Source organism: Enterococcus sp. AZ170, from assembly GCF_050545135.1.
In the GTDB taxonomy this organism is placed as follows: domain Bacteria; phylum Bacillota; class Bacilli; order Lactobacillales; family Enterococcaceae; genus Enterococcus_L; species Enterococcus_L ureilyticus.
The window spans coordinates 2,800,236-2,818,524 of the sequence record NZ_CP172947.1 but is presented as its reverse complement, the minus strand read 5'-3'; the positions used below and the strand labels follow the sequence as shown (position 1 = coordinate 2,818,524).

Below are 18,289 nucleotides of genomic sequence, written 5' to 3'. Positions count from 1 at the left end.
GATAAAGCAAAACGGCGGTTTCGTTATGCTTTATCCTTTTTTAATTATAGTCAACGTTTAAAACAGAGTAGCTACGTTGATCGTATCGATTTCTACTACAGGAAAATTCAATCGGTCGTCCGTCTTTTGAGTATACGACTTGTTGCACCTCAAGAACAGGATCATCTATTTTACAGTTTAAGTATGTTTGATCATATTGATCAGACTTATCCGCTTGGATGTTTCGATAGGCACCAGCAAAATCAAGCGATAGTTGGTCTTTGATATAAGTGTAAATAGACTTTTTTAAAATATCTGTCGTTAAACCAGGGATCAAATCACAAGGCATATAAGTATGTTCTAAAATAAAAGGTTCGTTTTCGAGAATTCTGAGACGAATGATTTTATAAACCGGCTGTTCTGCTGAAATGGCTAGACGATCTTGGACTTGTTGAGAAGGAAATTCTACTTCAAATAAAATAACCTGACTCTTCAATTCTTTATGGCGGTCATGCATTTGTTTACTAAGACCATCATATTCATTGACTGGAGATGTGTCTTTATCCCAAAAAGAGCGATTAAGCACCTTTGTTCCAGCACCGCGTTGCGAGTAGAGCAGACCTTCCATCACTAAAATACCGATGGCTTTTTTGATAGTCATTCGGCTAACGTTGAATTCTTTCACTAAGTCTGTTTGGTTAGGTAAAAGTGTATCTGTTTGGTAGATGTTATTTTTTATTCGATCACGCAAAGTATCTGCGATTTCTTCGTATTTTGGTTTCATAAAAGTAAGACCTCCTCCCTTGTATTGTACCTGATTGCGAATGTATAGACAATTAAAGAAAAAAGAAAGTGCAATTAAATCGCACTTTCTTTTTCTTTGTCCAATAAACGTAGGAATGGATACCAAATGAGAGCAACAAGAACCAGATCAACAAGCTGTAAAATCCCGCCTAAAATCGAATTGGTTGCTAACATCCCACTGAAGAAGATCGGTACTGTCCATGGAACAGACACGCCGGTTGGCGCTGGAATGATGCCGGCTGCCATGACTAGATAATTCAGAACAGTTACAATAAGAGGCGCTAAGACCCATGGAATTAAAATGGTTGCATTTAAAACAATCGGTAAACCGAAGATGACTGGTTCATTTACGTTGAAAATTCCTGGAGCTAAGCTTAAACGACCTATGTCGCGGTATTGTTTTTTCTTCATGATAAAAGCCATAATCAAAATAACAGCGAGTGTCATCCCCGAACCTCCAAGCCCCACTGTGAATGTCTCCATAAATGGTTTTGTGATGATGTGAGGCAATTTGTCCCCAGCTTTATAAGCATCTAAATTTTCCAACATTAAGGTATTCCAAATGGGGTCCATTACAGAATTGACAATAATTTGTCCATGCAGCCCGAAGAACCACAAAAATTGAACAAAGAATAAAGCAATGAGCGTAGCAGGTAAACTACTACCTAAACCAACTAATGGTTTTTGAATAATTTCATAAATAACGTCATGAAGATTTGTATTAAAGAGACCGGTGACGATAGCATTTAAGAAAAGGAAGACAGATAAGGTCAAAATGGCAGGAATCAATGCAGCAAAAGATTTAGCGACCGCTGGTGGAACACCGTCAGGCATTTTGATTTGCCAGCCTTTTTTAGTGATGCGACAATAAATTTCGCCAGCAAGAAAAGCGGCGATCATTCCGATAAACATTCCTTTCGCACCTAAACGATCTAAAGACAAGACACCAGAAACTTCTGTCCCGTCTTCAAGTGTCATCATAAAAGGAGTCAATAACAGAAAACTTGCGAATGAAACAGCTCCGCCAAAAATTCCTTCAACATCATAAGATTTAGATAAATAATAGCCAATACCAAACGTGACAAAGACAGCCATAATACTCATTGTTGCGTTTTGTCCATTGCCAAAGAGTGAAGAGAGGGTTCCTTTTGTGGCATCACTGAAAAAAGGTAAATTATTGATGACCACGATGATCGAGCCAAACATTGTTAATGGAAATGACAGCATAAAAGCATCTCGAAGCACAGAAAGATATCTGTTTTGCCCAAGCTTATTTGCTAGGGGCATAATTTTTTCTCCAAGAGAGTCCATAAAACCATTCATAATAATCAGTCCTTTGATTTTTTTGTAATCGATTACAAAAATAAATATACCACCTTATTATATAAATGTCTATACTTTTATTTTTTAAGAATATCTTTTTTTGCTTTGAAACCTAAAAAAACAGAGTAAAACAACTAATGTTTTACTCTGTTTATGAATTGAGAGATTAAAATAATGATACTTATTTTAAATACTTGCGCCGCCGCCTCCAGAAGAACCGCCACCGCCAGAGAATCCGCCGCCACCGCCGAATCCGCCACCGCCACTAGAAGAGCCGCCGCCAAAACCGCTGCCGCCGTAACCACCGCCGCCCCAATACCAAGGACCACCGCCACCGCGGCCACCACGACCTCCTTTACCAAAGGCAAAGAATAAAATTGGAATCAGGATAATGAAAATCGCGAAAATATCCATGAAATCAGTATCATCTTCTGATGCCACTTCTTCCAATTCGCTATCGGACAAGGCATTTTTATCTGCTGGATATTCATAATGTTTGTCAATCAAGGTAGTCACTGCGTTGAATGTATATTGCAGCCCTTTATTGATCGAAGCATCATTACTTGACTTCAAATCGTCTTTGGCTTGTTGTAAAATATTTCCAGCAATGCTGTCTGTGATGACATCCTCTAAGCCATAGCCGACTTCGATTCGAACATTTCGATCCCCACCGTTGACAGCATAGAGAATCAAAACACCGTTATCTTCCTTAGGATTACCAATTTTCCATTTTTTCAACAAATCGGGGGCGTAGCTGTCGATGCTGTCCCCATCCGTTGAGTTGATCACAGCTAAAACAACTTGAGGCGCTTCTGATTTTTGTTTATAAAGTTCGCCTTTATTATCAACTAACTTTTTTGTCGTCTCATCAAGAATTCCCGGCTGATCTAAATAGAAACGATCAGGTGAAGCGGGTAATTGTTCCGCGAATACTGGTGTTTGGAAACTGATGAAAAAGGCGACAAGGAAGAATAGTACACTAGGTAATAACCCTCGTCTAAAATTTTTCATTCGTCATCACTTCCCGCTACTTGAAGTGGTTGAATTATCAAAATTTACAGAAGGAACTGAGCTAGCAGTTGGGTCAGCTTTGAAGTAATCTTTCTTACCTAAGCCCATCATATTAGCAAAAATATTTTTAGGGAATGAAACAACTTGTTCATTATATTCTTTCACAACGTCATTGTACCGTTTACGCTCAACTGAAATACGATTTTCCGTTCCTTCTAATTGAGTCATTAAGGTTTGAACATTATCATTTGATTTTAGTTCAGGATAATTTTCATTGATGACATTGATCAAAGTACCTACTGATTGGTCTAGTTCTTGACTAGCTTTGATTTTGTCAGAGTCATTATTGGCAGAACCGTATGCTTCACGAGCTTTTGCAATATCTCCAAAAACTTGTTGCTCTTGTTGCATACTACCTTTTACACTATTGACCAAGTTAGGCACTAAATCAGCTCTACGCTGCATCACATTTTCTACTTGGCTCCATTGGGATTCAACCGATTGTTCTTTCTTTGCTAATCCATTGTATTGACTGATGCCAAAGATGCCGATTAAAACGATGACGATCAATGCAATCAATCCAAATTTTGTTTTACCATTTTTCATAGTTATTTCCTCCTCATAAAGTTTAACTAGTTTATGAAACTAGATGGTAATGATATTGTAATACTTTTGAAATGTTCAAACATCCATCTTAAGACCTATTTTTTATAAATAGATTCGCTTGTACCTTCTAATTATAATATTTTTTTTCATATAAGCCAAGGAACCACTGTTAAAAAGTATATTTATAGCAAAACATATGATTTGGCATTGTTCATTATTTGTATTAGTGTAAAAGAGTAAGCTACTTGTTACTTTTATGTTGAGAACAAATTTAGAGGAGGAATCAAGATGACAGACAAGATTGAAAATCCGTTGACAAGATTCTATGACGGGAAATTTGAAAAACAAGCGCAAGAAGCACCCGCATTACAACAAAAGATGAACCCTATACCTGATTGTGGTGAGTCCTCTTATCAAGGATCGGGAAAATTGACTGGACGTAAAGCACTAATCACAGGTGGCGATTCCGGAATCGGGCGAGCTGCAGCGATTGCATACGCTAGAGAGGGAGCAGATGTGGCAATCAACTATTTACCTTTTGAAGAAGCGGATGCTAAGGAAGTCAAAACACTGATTGAAGCTCAAGGGCGTAAAGCCGTATTAGTACCAGGTGATTTAAAAGAGGAAACATTTACGCGAAAACTCATTCATGAGGCTGCTGAAAAACTTGGTGGTTTAGATATTTTAGTATTAAATGCTGGCATGCAGCAATCAGTAGCAAAAATCAAAGATTTATCAACACAACAAATTATGGATACCTATACGACCAATATCATCTCGATGTATTGGGCCGTTCAAGAAGCGTTAGATTATTTGCCAAAAGGCGGTAGTATCATCACAACGACTTCGATTCAAAGTGCTGAGCCAAGTTCAAACTTATTAGATTACGCCGCAACAAAAGGCGCAATCACTTCATTTAGTAAAGGCCTGGCTGCGCAATTAGCTGCCTCAGGAATCCGTGTGAACACAGTTGCCCCAGGGCCAATCTGGACGGCCTTACAAATTTGTGGTGGACAGCCTGCTGAAAAAATACCTGAATTTGGTCAACAAGAATTGATCGGTAGAGCAGGTCAACCAGCTGAATTAGCTGCTGTTTATGTATTTTTAGCATCTAATGAGGCAAGTTATGTTACCGGACAAGTCTATTCAATTACAGGAGGCAGCTTCTTTGCTTAACTAATCTTATGATTTAAGGAGATGAAGAATGATGCCATGGGATTTAGAGGATTATCCCAGTTCGTTCAAAAATTTTGCACCGTTACTAAAAAAGAAAACCATTGAAATCGCTAATGCGCTAGTCAGTGAAGGCTACCCAGAAGACAGAGCGATCCCAATTGCTATTTCCCAAGCTAAGAAGTGGTTAGATGAGGCAACGGCTACAGAAAAAGCTGCTCTAAAAAAAGAAGCTAATCCAAAAAAGACAGATCAACATAGCGATAAAAAAATGAATGCGGACTTGTTAGACAACGATGTTTTAGTTTATTACAGGGAAAATCAGTGGTATGTTCAGACTAAAAATGCGGAGAAAGCAACTGCCTCGTTCGATACAAAAGAGCATGCTTTAAAAAGAGCAAAAGAAATCGCTGAAAATAAACATTCAAAAGTTGTAGCATACAAAAAAATAGAGAAGCCTACCATTTGAACATGCATAGAAATAGTTAAAAAATAACAAAATAGTTATGAAGTCAGTAGTTCATTGACTTTCATAGCTATTTTGTTATTTTTTAATTGAGTCCAATTATTTTGAAAAGTCAAATACAGATTAGACCCAACATTTCTTTGATTTGTAGCGTTTACATTATATAGTGAGTACAGGAGGAACAAGATGATTGATTATCGAATGAGTTATCTTATCAATAGGGTACAAAGAGTGGGTTACACCATTCAAGAAATCAGTGAGATCACAGGATTGTCTACAGAAGCAGTAATCGATCAATTAGGGAAACTCAATGAGCAGCTGCAGCGATTTTCCTACGCACAAATTTGTTGGGAAGAAGATAAAATTTATTTTACTAAACAAGTATCGGATAAGTGGTTGGAACTTCATTTTGGGGTACAGGAAACAGAAATCTTCTATTCAGAACACGAAAGACAAGCATTGCTTTATCTTTTGACGTTTATTGCTGAAGAGGACCTGTCTGTTTATCATTATCAAGAATTTTTTCGAGTGAGTAAAAATACGATTTTGGCAGATATCAAAAAGTTGCGCTTCTGTTTAGCTAAGCAACAAATCACGTTGGAATATTCACGCAAAACTGGTTTTTATTTACTCGGTCGCGAAGCACAGATTCGGATTCAGGCACATCAAATGATCTCTAAATTAGTAGCATCGATTCCAGGGAAATGGGGCCTAAAAAAGGGTTTGATGAAATATTCCAAAATTTTTGAAGCAGATGTTCGTTCTTATCTATTTGAAACCATCAAAGCGAGTGAACTGGTCATTGTGCCAAGCCGAATCGAAGAAACGATTTACTTTATGGCTTATGTTTTAAGACGTACTAAAAGACATTCATTTCGATTGGATGGTCATGCAGAAGCGATATTGAAAGAGCTAAATGCTTTTTCTGCAAGTCAGCGATTTTTAGCTCAATTTCCAGAAATGGTCACTATTGAAAATGAACAAGGCTATTTCGCGCTGATTCTTATGACAATCACACAAGGAGAAATTCGCGATACAGCACTGGAATTTTTATTGGAATGTGCGAGTCAGATCATTCATGAGATGGAGCGATTGGCAGCAGTTGAGTTTAAAGCTTATCGAAAATTATTACTTGATCTTTTTTATCATTTGGTACCAGCTTTTTTTAGAATCAAGTACCATTTTGCACTGGCAAATGTGCTGGCCGAGGAAATCAAAGAACAATATGGGGAATTGTTCACCTTGACAAAAACAGCCTTACATCCTTTGGAAGTGTTGATCGGTAAAAAAATTCCCGATGAAGAAGTTGGCTATTTTACGATTTTATTCGGTGGTGAAATCGGCAATCAGCGAGAATTAAATCGAGTGATCCGCTATAAGGCGTTGGTACTGTGTCCAAGCGGCATCAGTTCGTCTTTGATCATGCAGTCAGAATTGAAGGAACTTTTCCCAACGATTGATTTTAGTTTAACCACAACCGTTGATCAACTTGAAAGTATTTCTGGATCTGATTATGACGTGATTTTTTCCAGTGTTCCGTTAGACACCTCCAAGAAAAATTATCTGGTCAATCCCATCATGTCACAATTGGAAAAGAATAATTTGATTCGTTCTGTGCAAGAAGACCTATTGATTCCGGGAATCGTTGTTCCATCCATAGACGAAATTATTGAAACGTTATTACCGTATATCGAATTAAAAAGAGGCGTTACTAAAGAAAAAATGTACCGGATCTTAAATCGAAAAATGATTAAGAAATTAAAAGTGAAAGAAGATGAGAAGCCAATGCTATCAGAGTTGCTAACGACAGAGATGATTCAGTTGACGGATAAAAAATTAACGTGGGAAGAAGCGATCGCTTATGCAGCCCAACCTTTGAAAAATAAAGGCAAAATCACAGAAGACTATATTGAAGCAATGATCCAAAAGGTCAAAGATTACGGTGCCTTTATTCATATCGGTAAAGGAATCGCCTTACCTCATGCAAGACCCGAGGATGGGGTTAAACAATTAGGGATGTCCCTTCTAAAAGTAGAGGAGCCAGTATTGCTCTTAGATGATCCAAAGCACGATATTACGATTTTTATCTGTTTAGCAGCTGTAGATAATGAGATGCATTTAAAAGCGTTGGCAAGTTTGACTAAAATTTTATCTAATAAAGAAAATTTGGAAAAATTATTAACTGCAAAAGACCAGGCAACAATTATTCAGTTATTAAAGGAAGGAGAATCATTATGAAAATGGCAGCCGTTTGTGGATCTGGATTAGGATCTAGTTTTATGGTGGAAATGAATATCAATAGTGTATTGAATGAATTAGAGGTAACAGGGGTTGAGGTAGCGCATTATGATATGGGGAGCGCCACACCTGATTTGGCAGATGTCTTTTTTGTTGGTGGGGATTTAGCAGATAGTGCGCAGCATTTAGGGAATGTGGTTGTGTTAGATAGCATCATCGATATGGATGAGTTGAGAGAAAAAGTGAAAGCTGTCTGTGTTAAAGAAGGATTGCTCTAAAGTCTAAAGAAGGTAGGAGAAAAATATGAATAGTATCTTAAATATATTGATCGATATTGCAAGTACGCCAGCAATTTTAGTAGCATTGATCGCTGTTCTTGGCTTAGGGTTACAGAAAAAGCCGATTTCAGATGTTGTTCGTGGCGGAATCAAAACCTTTGTTGGGTTTTTAGTGGTAACAGCTGGAGCAGGTGTGATCGAGGGCTCATTAGCGCCCTTTGGAGAAATGTTCCAGCATGCGTTTAACATGCAAGGTGTAGTGCCAAATAATGAAGCAATCGTTGCGTTGGCGTTGACCAAGTATGGCACGTATACAGCACTTATTATGTTAGCAGGAATGGCGTTCAATATATTGATTGCGCGCATAACCAAATTTAAATATATCTATTTAACAGGTCATGCCACTCTTTATATGGCCTGTATGATTGCCGTCATTATGAGTGTGACAAAATTGAGCGCGGTACCGTTAGTTTTAGTTGGTGGGTTGGCATTAGGGTTAGCGAATACGATTTTCCCTGCGATTGCTCAGCCGTTTACCAAACAGATCACTAAAAATGATTCAGTGGCTTTGGGCCATACAGGAAATTTTGGCTATGCGCTTAGTGGATTCATCGGAAAATATGTAGGAAATAAAGAAAAATCAACCGAAGATATCAATTTTCCAAAAGGCTTGTCATTCTTGCGTGATTCAACGGTTAGTATCACGCTGACGATGGGGATTGTGTATACGATCGTAGCCTTATTTGCAGGAAATGAGTTTATTGCTGAAAATCTTAGTAATGGAACGAATTACATTATTTATGCCTTGCAGCAAGCAGGGATGTTTGCTGCTGGCGTGTTTGTGATCTTGGCAGGGGTTCGATTGATTTTAGCTGAAATCGTACCCGCGTTTAAAGGGATTTCTGAAAAATTAGTGCCAAATTCGATTCCAGCATTGGATTGCCCAATCGTTTTTCCTTATGCACCAAATGCTGTTTTGATTGGTTTTTTAACTAGTTTTGTTGGTGGGATCGTGAGCTTGTTTATTATGATCGCAACTGGTACGACTGTAATTATTCCAGGTGTGGTACCACATTTCTTCTGTGGTGCGACGGCTGGCGTTTTCGGAAATGCTACAGGTGGTGTTCGAGGAGCGGTTGTGGGTTCGTTTATTCATGGGGTGATCATTAGTTTTATGCCGATTTTATTAATGCCTGTTATGGGTGATTTAGGTTTCCAAGGCTCTACTTTTTCTGATACAGATTATGGTGTGACAGGGATCTTCCTTGGAAAATTAGCTGATATGGGCGGTCAAATCGCAGTCATTGCTGGAGTGTTGGCGGTCTTGGCGTTGTTGATCGGGTTAACGGTTTTCGGCAAGAAAAAGAGAAGTGAAACGAAGGAGGTAGCATAATGGATACACAAAAGTTTGCGGATCAAATTCGTTATTATACAATGCGGGAGCTGGATAATTTAGGTTTTGGTCATTTTGGTGGTAGCTTGTCTATCGTTGAAACGTTGGCTGTTTTATATGAAAAGGTCTTGAATGTTTCACCAGAAAGAAAAGATGATCCAGACCGTGATTATTTGGTCTTATCAAAAGGACATGCGGGACCTGCGCTGTATGCTACATTGTTTTTAAAAGGCTATTTTGATGAAGCGTTCCTTTTTAGTCTGAATCAAAATGGCACTAATTTACCCTCTCATCCAGATCGAATCAAAACGCCAGGTGTCGATATGACGACAGGATCTCTTGGGCAAGGAATATCAGCTGCGACAGGAATTGCGAAAGGCAATCAATTGTTGAGCAAAGAGAATTATACTTTTGCGATTGTGGGTGACGGAGAATTAAATGAAGGACAATGCTGGGAAGCCTTTCAATTTGCGGCACATCAGAAGTTGGATCATTTGATTGTATTGATCGATGATAATAAGAAACAATTAGACGGTTATACAACTGATATTTGTGATCCGTTTGATTTTGTCGAAAAAATGCGGGCCTTTGGTTTTAGCAGTTGGCGTGTAGATGGTAGCGATGTTGATGCGATTGAAGCAGCAATCGTTCAAGCGAAACAGCTAAAGGGAAAACCAACAGCGATCGTTTTAGAGACAGTAAAAGGGCAAGGTATTCCTTATTTTGAAACATTAGTAGACAATCATCATGTTCGACCAGATGAAGCTGGTCAAAAAGCAATTAAAGAAGCCATCGCCAAGTTGGCTAAAAAAATCGAGGTGAATCAGGGATGAAAGACTTAGAGATGAGGCAAGTCTATACAAAAACAATTCTAGCATTAGCAGAAAAAGATCAGAGAGTTGTCGCTTTAGAGGCAGATTTAGCGAGTTCAATGGGAACCAGTAAATTGAAAGAGCAACTAGGTAAACGATACATTAATGTGGGAATCATGGAGGCAGAAGAAATGGGGGCAGCCGCTGGTTTGGCTGTAACGGGGTTTATTCCATTTATCCATACGTTTGCGCCATTTGCAACGAGACGTTCCTTTGATCAAGTTTTCCTGTCACTCGGTTATGCTCAAAATCATGCTGTCATCGTGGGAACAGATCCTGGTGTAACGGCTGAGATGAATGGTGGAACCCATATGCCATTTGAAGATCTTGCATTGATGCGGGTCATTCCAAACAATCATATTTATGAAGTATCAGATCCGTATCAGTTTAAAGCGATGTTAGAATATGCACATACGGCTGAAGGATTGTTTTACATTCGAACGATTCGTAAACAAGCAAAACCACTTTATAATGGAAAGGAAGATTTTTCTAAAGGTTACTACAAGTTGAAAGAGGGAACACAAGGGACGATTTTTGCTAGTGGCATTATGGTAGAAGAAGCCCTTCAAGCAGCCGACGATTTAGAGAAACAAGGAATTTCAGTTCAAGTGATTGACTTATTTAGAATCAAACCAATGAATGAAGATATCGTGATCGAAGCAGCCAAACTAGGACCGATCGTAACGGCAGAGAATCACAATGTGATCGGTGGATTAGGGAGTGCGGTAGCTGAGATCGTTGCTGAAAATCATCCGGTAAAAATGAAACGAATCGGGATAAAGGAACAGTTTGGTCAAGTGGGTAAGATAGCGTTTTTAAAAGAAATTTATAGATTGAAAGCTATCGATATTTCAAAAGCAATGATGAATTTGTTGGATTAGTTTTTTGAAGGAATGAAGAAAATTAAGAAGTAATACTAAAAAGTCGTGCAAATTTTACATGGCTTTTTAGTATTACTAGTGGATTTAGAGATTCGCTATTTTAATTTGAATAGTGCTTCAACAGTTACACCAAATACACTTGCTATTTCCAGAGCTAGCTCTAAGGATGGATTATATCTGTTGTTTTCTAAATGAAGGATAGTTTCACGTCGAACACCAACCTTTTCCGCAAGTTCTTTTTGAGTCAGACCTTTTTCTTCTCTGTATTGTTTTAAAGTAGTTTCTATTTTGCCCATGAGTTATTTACCTGATATTTCTAAGGATCTAAAGGTTGAACCATGAAGTATTAGAACTACAGCGAGTATAAATGAAATTATAGAAGTTGAAAGTTTAATGTCTATTGGGATAAACTGTGTGATTACTCCTCCTATAAGTAAAACTATTAAAATGAAGAAAAAAGTTATGTTACTAGATTTATAAAAATTATTTAATGCACGTTCATCCAGTTTTTCCGTATTAGTAAGAATAGTTACGACCATTATTATTAACAAGACAAGAATCATTAAACCTATTGCTAGATATTTTGTAATTTCTGGAGTTGTTGGTGGCGTAATAAATAGAATTCCTATGCTGTAAAAAATCATTCCGCTCAAAAGTTCAATTGTATAGATTTTTCCAGTTAGATTCATTTTAGTTTTCATAAGTAGTACATCCTTCCTGGTGATATATTTGTAACTTGGTTATAAATATATCACCACTCGTCTTAATAGTCAATAGAATATTTTTAGTTATAGTTAAACTATCACCTTTCATTTTTATGGTATGATAAGCAAAAAGTTATGTGTAGGAGAAAGATATGAAAAAGAGCCAACCGTCAAAATTCGACTGGTACCATAACCAGTGGGGCAACCCCACACATGATGATCGATTCCTTTTTATCTTGTTAACGGTAGGAACCTTTCAAGCTGGTTTAAGTTGGAAAGCAGCAGCTGGGAAATTAGAGGTTTTTTTAAGAAACTTCCATGATATGGACATCCAAAAAGTTGCAGGGATGATGCCGGATGATGTGGAAAAAATCATGCAAGATCCCGAAATGATCCGCAATCCAAGAAAAATCAATGCTACGATCCAAAATGCGCAAGCGATTTTAGCTGTACAAAAAGAATATGGTAGTTTTGCTGAGTATATGTGGGATTTTGTTGGCGGTGTTCCGCAGTTGAATGTGTATGAAGAAGCATATGAAGTACCAAATATCACGCCACTATCTAAAAATGTAGCCAAAGATATGAAAAAGCATGGCTTTACTTTTGTAGGTCCTGTTGTGACGTATATGTTTATGAAAGCGAGTGGGATGATGCAAGACGAAGTATTGAATCAGGAGTAAGAATAACAAATTAGTGCCTTGATTTGGGTCGTTTCTAAGATCCAAACTAAGACTAGTAAAATCGTGTATCTACAACTAGAAGCAGATGGAGTAGTCGATGAAGAGGATGAACAAGAGGTGTTTTTTTACAATTCACTAATCTATTGAACCGGATCAAAGGTGGGAATCCAACAGCGTTTAAAGAACAAGTAGTAAAAAAATCAGACAGACAGGTTATAAAACTCCAAAGAATAATCGATCCGTTTTCATTAGTACCACAATGAGGACAGGAGTGAGCGAAATAATCCAAGGTACCAGAAAATACGTGGTAGATTCGTCCTTTGATGCGTTCTTTTTTTAAAGAATTTTCATTGAAAGTAATGTTTAAGTCTAGAATATCTAGGGTATTTTTGATAAGATTTGTATAGGACATCTTGATTTCCCCTTTTGATTGGTTTTCGTCGACTTAATTCTCAAGGATATCAGGGTGCCTTTTCTATTATTTTTTATTAAAAAAGATGTCGGTGAGTTCTTACCAACATCAGACAGTATAGAGCCAACCTTAGCTGATTATCCTTTTTGTTTCTGCTAATTGCGCTATCAAAACTTACAATCATAATTTGAACAATAATAGAGCTGATTCAAAGAAATGTGTGATTCCCAAAAATATTCGTTTTTGATGCAAAATTATTGGTATACATTGTTAACCAAAAATGTAGAAGTGTGATACTATTATATTAATAAAAGAAAGGTAGGTAATTTAGCATGACAGATTACGAAAAAAAAGAAGATAAAGTTCTTGAAAAGATTGCGGAAGCTGTAGAGAAGCTTGATACTGATCTTGAAAAAATTGACACATTAGATGAAGATGTGGATAAAAAACATGAAATGAAAAAATGGTTTGCAGAGAAGAAAGCAATTCACGAAATCAAAAAGATTCTTCATGAAGCAAAGAAATATGAAAAATATGATGATAAAGAATTGGAAAAAGTTGAAAAGTACTTTGATTCTTTCGAATGATTAAAAGAGTTGCTTGCAAATCATTGCAGTAACTCTCAGAATGTAGACACTATGAATAAGATCATAGTGTCTTTTTAGTAGTTCCAAGAACATTTGTTTTTTTGATATAGCTAAATATACTTACTTGGTATAAGTGTCTTACCTACTTTTATTAAGTTCATAACTAATATAAGTTGAAATTTATATTGATTGCTAGTTTTGAATAAATCTTATTTTTTTCTAATTAATTTCTTCTAAAACTATTGAATATATAATGTTAAGTGGTAAAATTAATTATATTAATGAAAAAAAGGAGTTATTTTATGAAAAAGAAATTAAGTTTATTAGGGGTTACCTTATTATGTAGCTCAGCGCTAGCTACAACTGTTACGTTACCGTCTAAAGTATTTGCAGAAGGAGCATCCACATCAGATTCGACATCAACTAATGATTTAGTCGCACAATTACAAGCTGTTATTGATGGAGCTAAACCTTATGTAGACTATACCAAGTATGAAAAAGGACCTGTAGATACGTTAAACATGTATATAGGATTTGCTGAAAGTGACATCACTAATGGATATATTTCAGAGACTACTCTACCAGGACATATTGATGCTATCAATAGTGCATTAGAACTTGTAAAATCTTCTCCCTTAGACGTAAGTGAACCATCAAGTACAGAATCTACAAACTCTAGCACTTCTGAATCTGAATCATCAAGTACAGAATCTACAAGCGCCAGCACTTCTGAATCTGAATCATCAAGTACAGAATCTACAAGTTCTAGCATTTCTGAATCTGAATCATCAAGTACAGAATCTACAAGTTCTAGCACTTCTGAATCTGAATCATCAAGTACAGATTCTACAAGCTCTAGCACTTCTGAAGAACTTAAACCAACTATCAATGTTTCAGATAAAACAATGTATGTCGGTGATAAATTAACAGAAGAAGATATTTTGAACTGGGCGACATTTGAAAATGTGGATGGTTTAAAAATTGGTTTTGAAGTTATTGGTGACCCAATTCAAGTATATAAAGTGGGAAATACTTTAGCTGAACCGGGTGTTCACCAAATTAGATATTATGTAGAGGCCACCACACGTGCTAGTCAAAAACGTTATTTAGCAGAAGAAACTATTACACTAACGATTAATAATAGAGGCATTACAGATACTACTTCTTCAACTACAACTAGTAGCTCTAGTTCAACGGGAATTACAAATACGACTAGTTCACCTGGAGCATATACCAAACCAACAGGTAAAACAACACCAATTAGTTCAGCTTCTGCAATTGCTGGATTGCCACAAACAGGAGAAACGAACTCACCATTGCTAACAGTAATTGGTTCTATGGCATTACTAGCAGGTGGAGCTTATGTATTAACTCTTAAACGCAAAAAAAGTAACTAATATCGTCATTTAACACAGTTGTAAACATAATCGTGATTAACTAAAGTAGCCCACATATCTCTTGGTATGTGGGCTACTTTGATTAATATGATTTCTGAAAATTAAAAAATGTTCAATTTTAATGGTATGTTGACACGTTGCCTTTTTTCGGTAAAAATAGCAACATGCATTATGTACCAAAATATCTGAAGGTAAACGAAATAGTATTTTTTTAATTGAGCTTATTAATTTTAGGTGTAGTTATGTGGGGTCTATTCACTCTTATAAGAGCATCTAGAAAATGTATAGTGAAGTGGTTGAAGCTGTTTCAATAGTGATAATAATTCTTTGTGTACTATTGCGTGTTTCCGGAGTACTACTTTTCAAAAAGGATGATTCACTCTTTATAAACTAAAAAAGACCTACCTTTGGGGAAGGTAGGAAAAGGAGTTAAAAATGAAAAAGTTTTATTTGTTAGGGTTGTTTGTTAAGTATGAGTAAATAATACAATTCAAATTTGAATTAATTGTGATGAATTAGTATAGAATTTCTGAAATAAAAAAATTATTCCTCAAAAAGGATCGATAGCTACATGTATGAAATCTCAAACTATGAAAAGAAAGATAGGTGAATCATATGGAAGGTTTATTTGCAACAATTGGAGATTTTTTTAGTTCCGTAGCACTAGCAATGTATAGTAATAAGAAAAAGTAAATAATATTAAAAAAGAGTAATATGGAGGATACTGTGAAAAATAAAATAATAAGATATGTGGTGTTTTTTTTCTTGTTTTTTGTAGGATTGTATTTTTTCGTAGAAGAAAAAGATTTTCTTAAAACGATCCAACTATCAGTAATTTTGTTGATAGTAATTACATTGTCGGAAATCCTATTTCCAGATAAAAAAAGATGAGTTATACCAAAAAGGATCAACAACTAAGAGAGGATAAGTCTTGTATGGAAAATAAAACAAAATCAATCAATATAGCTAATACTCCTAAGAATAACATGGAAGGTATTTTGTAGTTATGGGAGAAGCAAGAAATAGAAAAATAACTGAGCTATACACCAAGAACTTCTATGGCAATTTTGTAATAAATTTAATTCTGAAAGGAAAACCAATAATTCAAATACTACCTGACGGAGTGGTAAGCAACTTTTCTAGAAAAACAATTTTTGTGCCTTGGTCCGAGATATTAACTATTTTTGATGAAAATGTTTCAATCCCAGGAAGTCTTTCTTCCCAATATATAATTGGAATAACTGTATCCAACAAGTATGCTAAACTTAATTATAAAAATGCCCTTCCAATAAAAAAAATCATTCGACAATCAAAACCGTTTAGATTTTCCGATGGAATTTCAGGGACAAAAGGTAACATAAAACTGAACCATGATTTTAGTAATGAAAAAGTTGTCTTATATATTAATCGCAAACAACTTCGAAATAAAGGGAAGGACCTATTTAGTATTTTGAAATCAAATCTAGAAGTTATTAAAACGGGCTATACTTACAAATGAACAAGTACAAATTCTAGTTGAAAGAGAAAAAATCTCAAAGGCTCTTTCAGGGAATGTTGACAAAGACTTAGAGAAATTGGAACAAATAGGAAAACTAATGAACAGATATAAAGCTTTACAGAAAAAAGAAGATAGAATTCCCAAAAACGATCACTAAAGGAGTAAACAAGTGGATAGTAAATGTAGCGGTTATCGAGATAGAAATGGAAAACCATTGAATGATGGAGATAGTGTGTTGATTGAATTTTTTGAGAAAGGGTATTGGACAAAATACAATATAGTAAAAATAGTCGTTACAGAAGATGATGTTCTAGTTACCGACTATACAGATTATTGGTTTGCTCCTGCACCAACTCCCATAACAACTTTTATGAGAGCTCACAGTTTTAGATTTACCAAAAGCGATCAGTAAAGTAAGGAGATTAATAATGATTATTCCATTCATTCCTTTTCTTGTATTTGTAGAAATAGGTATAATTCATATTTTGATTTATTATTTAACGAACAGAGTATGGAAAAATTTAAAGTTTGGACCAAACTTATATATAACAGGTTTGCTATCAGGGGTGATTAGTTATGTGGTAGATTGGTATGGTATTTACCCATTTCTATTTGCTAGAATAACTGAGGGATTTATGCTGGGAATCGGATTATTTTTGTATATGTCTTGGGTAATAGTACCTGCATGTTATTTGATAATGTTGAGTATTTTCTATCTAATCAAGAAAAGGCGAAAAAATTGTTAGCTTAGGAGTAAAAAAAACGATTCATGTTTTTAAAAAGATCAGTAGAGAAGTATTGTGACAAAAGGATTAAGCGATTACTCTAAAAACAATCGTTTTTGTTATCAAAAAATGTTTAATCTTCTGCTAATGAACATGAATAACAGCTTAAAATAATCATGCCACATTTTTTATTATGATATACTATCTAATGAGGTGAAGGTGAATGGTCAATATGAATGATGTTGCAAAAAAAGCAAACGTCTCTAGAGGAACTGTATCAAATTATGTCAATCACGTAAAAATCAAGCCAGAATTAGCTGTTAGAGTAGAAAAAGCAATTGAAGAGTTGAATTATATACCAAATCAAGCGGCTAGATCATTAAAAAAACAAGAAAGTGACATCATTGTATTTATATTACCAACGATATGGACGCCATTTTTTTCTGAATTGGCATACTATATCCAATTAGAATTACAAATTCAAAATTTTAAAATGTTATTATGTAATTCTCAAAATGATTATAATTTGGAGTTAGACTATATAAAAATGGCGCAAGAACAGAAAGTCAAAGGAATTTTGACTATTTCCTACAGTGATATAGAACCCTATCTTATTTCAAACATACCGATTGTTTCAATTGAGCGTTATTTTAATAGTGCTATTCCATTTATAACAAGTGACAATTTTGGTGGCGCTAGACAAGCAGCAGAAGAATTGCATAAACGAGGTTCAAAACGACTGCTGTTGATTTTAAGAGAGTTACCTAATAATTTAGGTATTTTTGAACGAATGAATGGTTTTATTGATTATTGTACTCATAATGAATTAGAATATGAAGTTTATTTAGATAAAGGAAACTCAATTGATTTTCCCAAAAGACTAGATCTATTTCTAACTGAAAAATTTTCAGAGAATTGTCCTTTTGATGGGATTTTTACTGTAACAGATCGATATGCAGAATTTGTTTTTAATACATTTGCACATTTACCTTGGTTGATTCCAGAAGATGTACAATTAGTTGGTTTCGATGGTGCTAGAAGCTTTTCTAATCAGTCATTGACTATTTCAACAATGTCTCAGGATGTACGCGAGATTGCTCATTTAAGTGTGAAAGAGTTAGTGGAATTTGATGATAGCTTAGCTATACAAAAGAAACATATATTACCAGTGAAGTTTACAGCATTTAAGACGACTAGAAAATTGGATGAAAAATAAATCCAATTTTTTTTGTTTGAAAGCCCTTGCTTTTTTGGAACGTTCC

The 18,289-nt window shown here is 35.6% G+C and carries 19 protein-coding genes and 1 pseudogene; 13 read left to right on the top strand and 7 right to left on the bottom strand.

Annotation, left to right across the window (positions count from 1 at the left end):
• Positions 1-40 precede the first annotated feature (40 nt).
• The 4 genes from IGJ55_RS13650 to IGJ55_RS13635 all read right to left on the bottom strand — a co-directional run bounded on the left by IGJ55_RS13650 (position 41) and on the right by IGJ55_RS13635 (position 3,723).
• The gene (locus IGJ55_RS13650) at positions 41-763 is read right to left on the bottom strand and encodes a GntR family transcriptional regulator (RefSeq protein WP_069640201.1); all 723 of its coding nucleotides are present in this window, start codon (positions 761-763) and stop codon (positions 41-43) included.
• A gap of 74 nt (positions 764-837) precedes the next feature.
• The gene (celB, locus tag IGJ55_RS13645; protein WP_069640202.1) at positions 838-2,106 is read right to left on the bottom strand and encodes a PTS cellobiose transporter subunit IIC; all 1,269 of its coding nucleotides are present in this window, start codon (positions 2,104-2,106) and stop codon (positions 838-840) included.
• A gap of 186 nt (positions 2,107-2,292) precedes the next feature.
• Positions 2,293-3,117, bottom strand: coding sequence for a TPM domain-containing protein (locus IGJ55_RS13640; protein WP_069640203.1), 825 nt, complete (start codon positions 3,115-3,117; stop codon positions 2,293-2,295).
• A 6-nt stretch (positions 3,118-3,123) separates the two neighbouring features.
• Positions 3,124-3,723, bottom strand: coding sequence for a LemA family protein (locus tag IGJ55_RS13635; protein WP_207120853.1), 600 nt, complete (start codon positions 3,721-3,723; stop codon positions 3,124-3,126).
• A 288-nt stretch (positions 3,724-4,011) separates the two neighbouring features.
• Here IGJ55_RS13635 and IGJ55_RS13630 point away from each other — a divergent pair, with 288 nt between their 5' ends.
• From IGJ55_RS13630 to IGJ55_RS13600, 7 genes are all read left to right on the top strand, one after another.
• The gene (locus IGJ55_RS13630) at positions 4,012-4,899 is read left to right on the top strand and encodes an SDR family oxidoreductase (RefSeq protein ID WP_069640205.1); all 888 of its coding nucleotides are present in this window, start codon (positions 4,012-4,014) and stop codon (positions 4,897-4,899) included.
• 31 nt (positions 4,900-4,930) lie between these two features.
• Positions 4,931-5,365, top strand: a complete 435-nt coding sequence (locus tag IGJ55_RS13625; protein WP_430608168.1) for a DUF2188 domain-containing protein — start codon at positions 4,931-4,933, stop codon at positions 5,363-5,365.
• Positions 5,366-5,548: 183 nt separating this feature from the next.
• On the top strand, positions 5,549-7,600 hold the full coding sequence (locus tag IGJ55_RS13620) for a BglG family transcription antiterminator (protein ID WP_430606646.1): 2,052 nt from the start codon (positions 5,549-5,551) through the stop codon (positions 7,598-7,600).
• Positions 7,597-7,878 carry a PTS sugar transporter subunit IIB gene (locus IGJ55_RS13615; protein ID WP_207120851.1) on the top strand — a complete coding sequence of 94 codons (282 nt, stop codon included), beginning with the start codon at positions 7,597-7,599 and terminating at the stop codon, positions 7,876-7,878. The genes IGJ55_RS13620 and IGJ55_RS13615 overlap by 4 nt, the downstream gene beginning before the upstream one ends.
• A 25-nt stretch (positions 7,879-7,903) precedes the next feature.
• Entirely contained in the window at positions 7,904-9,271 is a 1,368-nt protein-coding gene (locus IGJ55_RS13610) for a PTS ascorbate transporter subunit IIC (RefSeq protein WP_069640208.1), read from the top strand.
• Positions 9,271-10,104, top strand: coding sequence for a transketolase (locus IGJ55_RS13605; RefSeq protein WP_429948794.1), 834 nt, complete (start codon positions 9,271-9,273; stop codon positions 10,102-10,104). Before IGJ55_RS13610 ends, IGJ55_RS13605 begins: the two co-directional genes overlap by 1 nt.
• Positions 10,101-11,024 carry a transketolase family protein gene (locus tag IGJ55_RS13600; RefSeq protein ID WP_069640210.1) on the top strand — a complete coding sequence of 308 codons (924 nt, stop codon included), beginning with the start codon at positions 10,101-10,103 and terminating at the stop codon, positions 11,022-11,024. Before IGJ55_RS13605 ends, IGJ55_RS13600 begins: the two co-directional genes overlap by 4 nt.
• A gap of 95 nt (positions 11,025-11,119) precedes the next feature.
• Here IGJ55_RS13600 and IGJ55_RS13595 read toward each other — a convergent pair whose 3' ends face one another.
• Positions 11,120-11,320, bottom strand: coding sequence for a helix-turn-helix transcriptional regulator (locus tag IGJ55_RS13595; RefSeq protein WP_069640211.1), 201 nt, complete (start codon positions 11,318-11,320; stop codon positions 11,120-11,122).
• 3 nt (positions 11,321-11,323) lie between these two features.
• Entirely contained in the window at positions 11,324-11,725 is a 402-nt protein-coding gene (locus tag IGJ55_RS13590) for a hypothetical protein (RefSeq protein ID WP_069640212.1), read from the bottom strand.
• 155 nt (positions 11,726-11,880) lie between these two features.
• Between IGJ55_RS13590 and IGJ55_RS13585 the strand changes: the two genes are divergently transcribed.
• Positions 11,881-12,408 (top strand): DNA-3-methyladenine glycosylase I, encoded by a 528-nt coding sequence (locus IGJ55_RS13585; protein WP_430606645.1) that lies wholly within the window; start codon positions 11,881-11,883, stop codon positions 12,406-12,408.
• 205 nt (positions 12,409-12,613) lie between these two features.
• Here the strand turns inward: IGJ55_RS13585 and IGJ55_RS13580 are convergent.
• Positions 12,614-12,820 (bottom strand): annotated as a pseudogene (locus IGJ55_RS13580) (ISL3 family transposase); the annotation flags it as partial.
• 332 nt (positions 12,821-13,152) lie between these two features.
• Here IGJ55_RS13580 and IGJ55_RS13575 point away from each other — a divergent pair.
• The 5 genes from IGJ55_RS13575 to IGJ55_RS13555 all read left to right on the top strand — a co-directional run bounded on the left by IGJ55_RS13575 (position 13,153) and on the right by IGJ55_RS13555 (position 18,243).
• Positions 13,153-13,407, top strand: a complete 255-nt coding sequence (locus tag IGJ55_RS13575; RefSeq protein WP_069640214.1) for a hypothetical protein — start codon at positions 13,153-13,155, stop codon at positions 13,405-13,407.
• A 302-nt stretch (positions 13,408-13,709) separates the two neighbouring features.
• Positions 13,710-14,804, top strand: a complete 1,095-nt coding sequence (locus tag IGJ55_RS13570; RefSeq protein ID WP_430606644.1) for an LPXTG cell wall anchor domain-containing protein — start codon at positions 13,710-13,712, stop codon at positions 14,802-14,804.
• A 1,006-nt stretch (positions 14,805-15,810) separates the two neighbouring features.
• Positions 15,811-16,302: a hypothetical protein gene (locus IGJ55_RS13565; protein WP_069638977.1), complete on the top strand. Its 492-nt coding sequence runs from the start codon at positions 15,811-15,813 to the stop codon at positions 16,300-16,302.
• Between the two features lie 169 nt (positions 16,303-16,471).
• Entirely contained in the window at positions 16,472-16,714 is a 243-nt protein-coding gene (locus IGJ55_RS13560) for a hypothetical protein (protein ID WP_430606643.1), read from the top strand.
• 536 nt (positions 16,715-17,250) lie between these two features.
• Positions 17,251-18,243, top strand: coding sequence for a LacI family DNA-binding transcriptional regulator (locus IGJ55_RS13555; protein ID WP_430606642.1), 993 nt, complete (start codon positions 17,251-17,253; stop codon positions 18,241-18,243).
• Positions 18,244-18,289 lie beyond the last annotated feature (46 nt).

Excerpts from the sequence above, each read along its gene's own strand:
- IGJ55_RS13650 (WP_069640201.1), bottom strand. The coding sequence starts at position 763 with ATGAAACCAAAATACGAAGAAATCGCAGATACTTTGCGTGATCGAATA.
- celB (WP_069640202.1), bottom strand. The coding sequence starts at position 2,106 with ATGAATGGTTTTATGGACTCTCTTGGAGAAAAAATTATGCCCCTAGCA.
- IGJ55_RS13640 (WP_069640203.1), bottom strand. The coding sequence starts at position 3,117 with ATGAAAAATTTTAGACGAGGGTTATTACCTAGTGTACTATTCTTCCTT.
- IGJ55_RS13635 (WP_207120853.1), bottom strand. The coding sequence starts at position 3,723 with ATGAAAAATGGTAAAACAAAATTTGGATTGATTGCATTGATCGTCATC.
- IGJ55_RS13630 (WP_069640205.1), top strand. The coding sequence starts at position 4,012 with ATGACAGACAAGATTGAAAATCCGTTGACAAGATTCTATGACGGGAAA.
- IGJ55_RS13625 (WP_430608168.1), top strand. The coding sequence starts at position 4,931 with ATGCCATGGGATTTAGAGGATTATCCCAGTTCGTTCAAAAATTTTGCA.
- IGJ55_RS13620 (WP_430606646.1), top strand. The coding sequence starts at position 5,549 with ATGATTGATTATCGAATGAGTTATCTTATCAATAGGGTACAAAGAGTG.
- IGJ55_RS13615 (WP_207120851.1), top strand. The coding sequence starts at position 7,597 with ATGAAAATGGCAGCCGTTTGTGGATCTGGATTAGGATCTAGTTTTATG.
- IGJ55_RS13610 (WP_069640208.1), top strand. The coding sequence starts at position 7,904 with ATGAATAGTATCTTAAATATATTGATCGATATTGCAAGTACGCCAGCA.
- IGJ55_RS13605 (WP_429948794.1), top strand. The coding sequence starts at position 9,271 with ATGGATACACAAAAGTTTGCGGATCAAATTCGTTATTATACAATGCGG.
- IGJ55_RS13600 (WP_069640210.1), top strand. The coding sequence starts at position 10,101 with ATGAAAGACTTAGAGATGAGGCAAGTCTATACAAAAACAATTCTAGCA.
- IGJ55_RS13595 (WP_069640211.1), bottom strand. The coding sequence starts at position 11,320 with ATGGGCAAAATAGAAACTACTTTAAAACAATACAGAGAAGAAAAAGGT.
- IGJ55_RS13590 (WP_069640212.1), bottom strand. The coding sequence starts at position 11,725 with ATGAAAACTAAAATGAATCTAACTGGAAAAATCTATACAATTGAACTT.
- IGJ55_RS13585 (WP_430606645.1), top strand. The coding sequence starts at position 11,881 with ATGAAAAAGAGCCAACCGTCAAAATTCGACTGGTACCATAACCAGTGG.
- IGJ55_RS13575 (WP_069640214.1), top strand. The coding sequence starts at position 13,153 with ATGACAGATTACGAAAAAAAAGAAGATAAAGTTCTTGAAAAGATTGCG.
- IGJ55_RS13570 (WP_430606644.1), top strand. The coding sequence starts at position 13,710 with ATGAAAAAGAAATTAAGTTTATTAGGGGTTACCTTATTATGTAGCTCA.
- IGJ55_RS13565 (WP_069638977.1), top strand. The coding sequence starts at position 15,811 with ATGGGAGAAGCAAGAAATAGAAAAATAACTGAGCTATACACCAAGAAC.
- IGJ55_RS13555 (WP_430606642.1), top strand. The coding sequence starts at position 17,251 with ATGGTCAATATGAATGATGTTGCAAAAAAAGCAAACGTCTCTAGAGGA.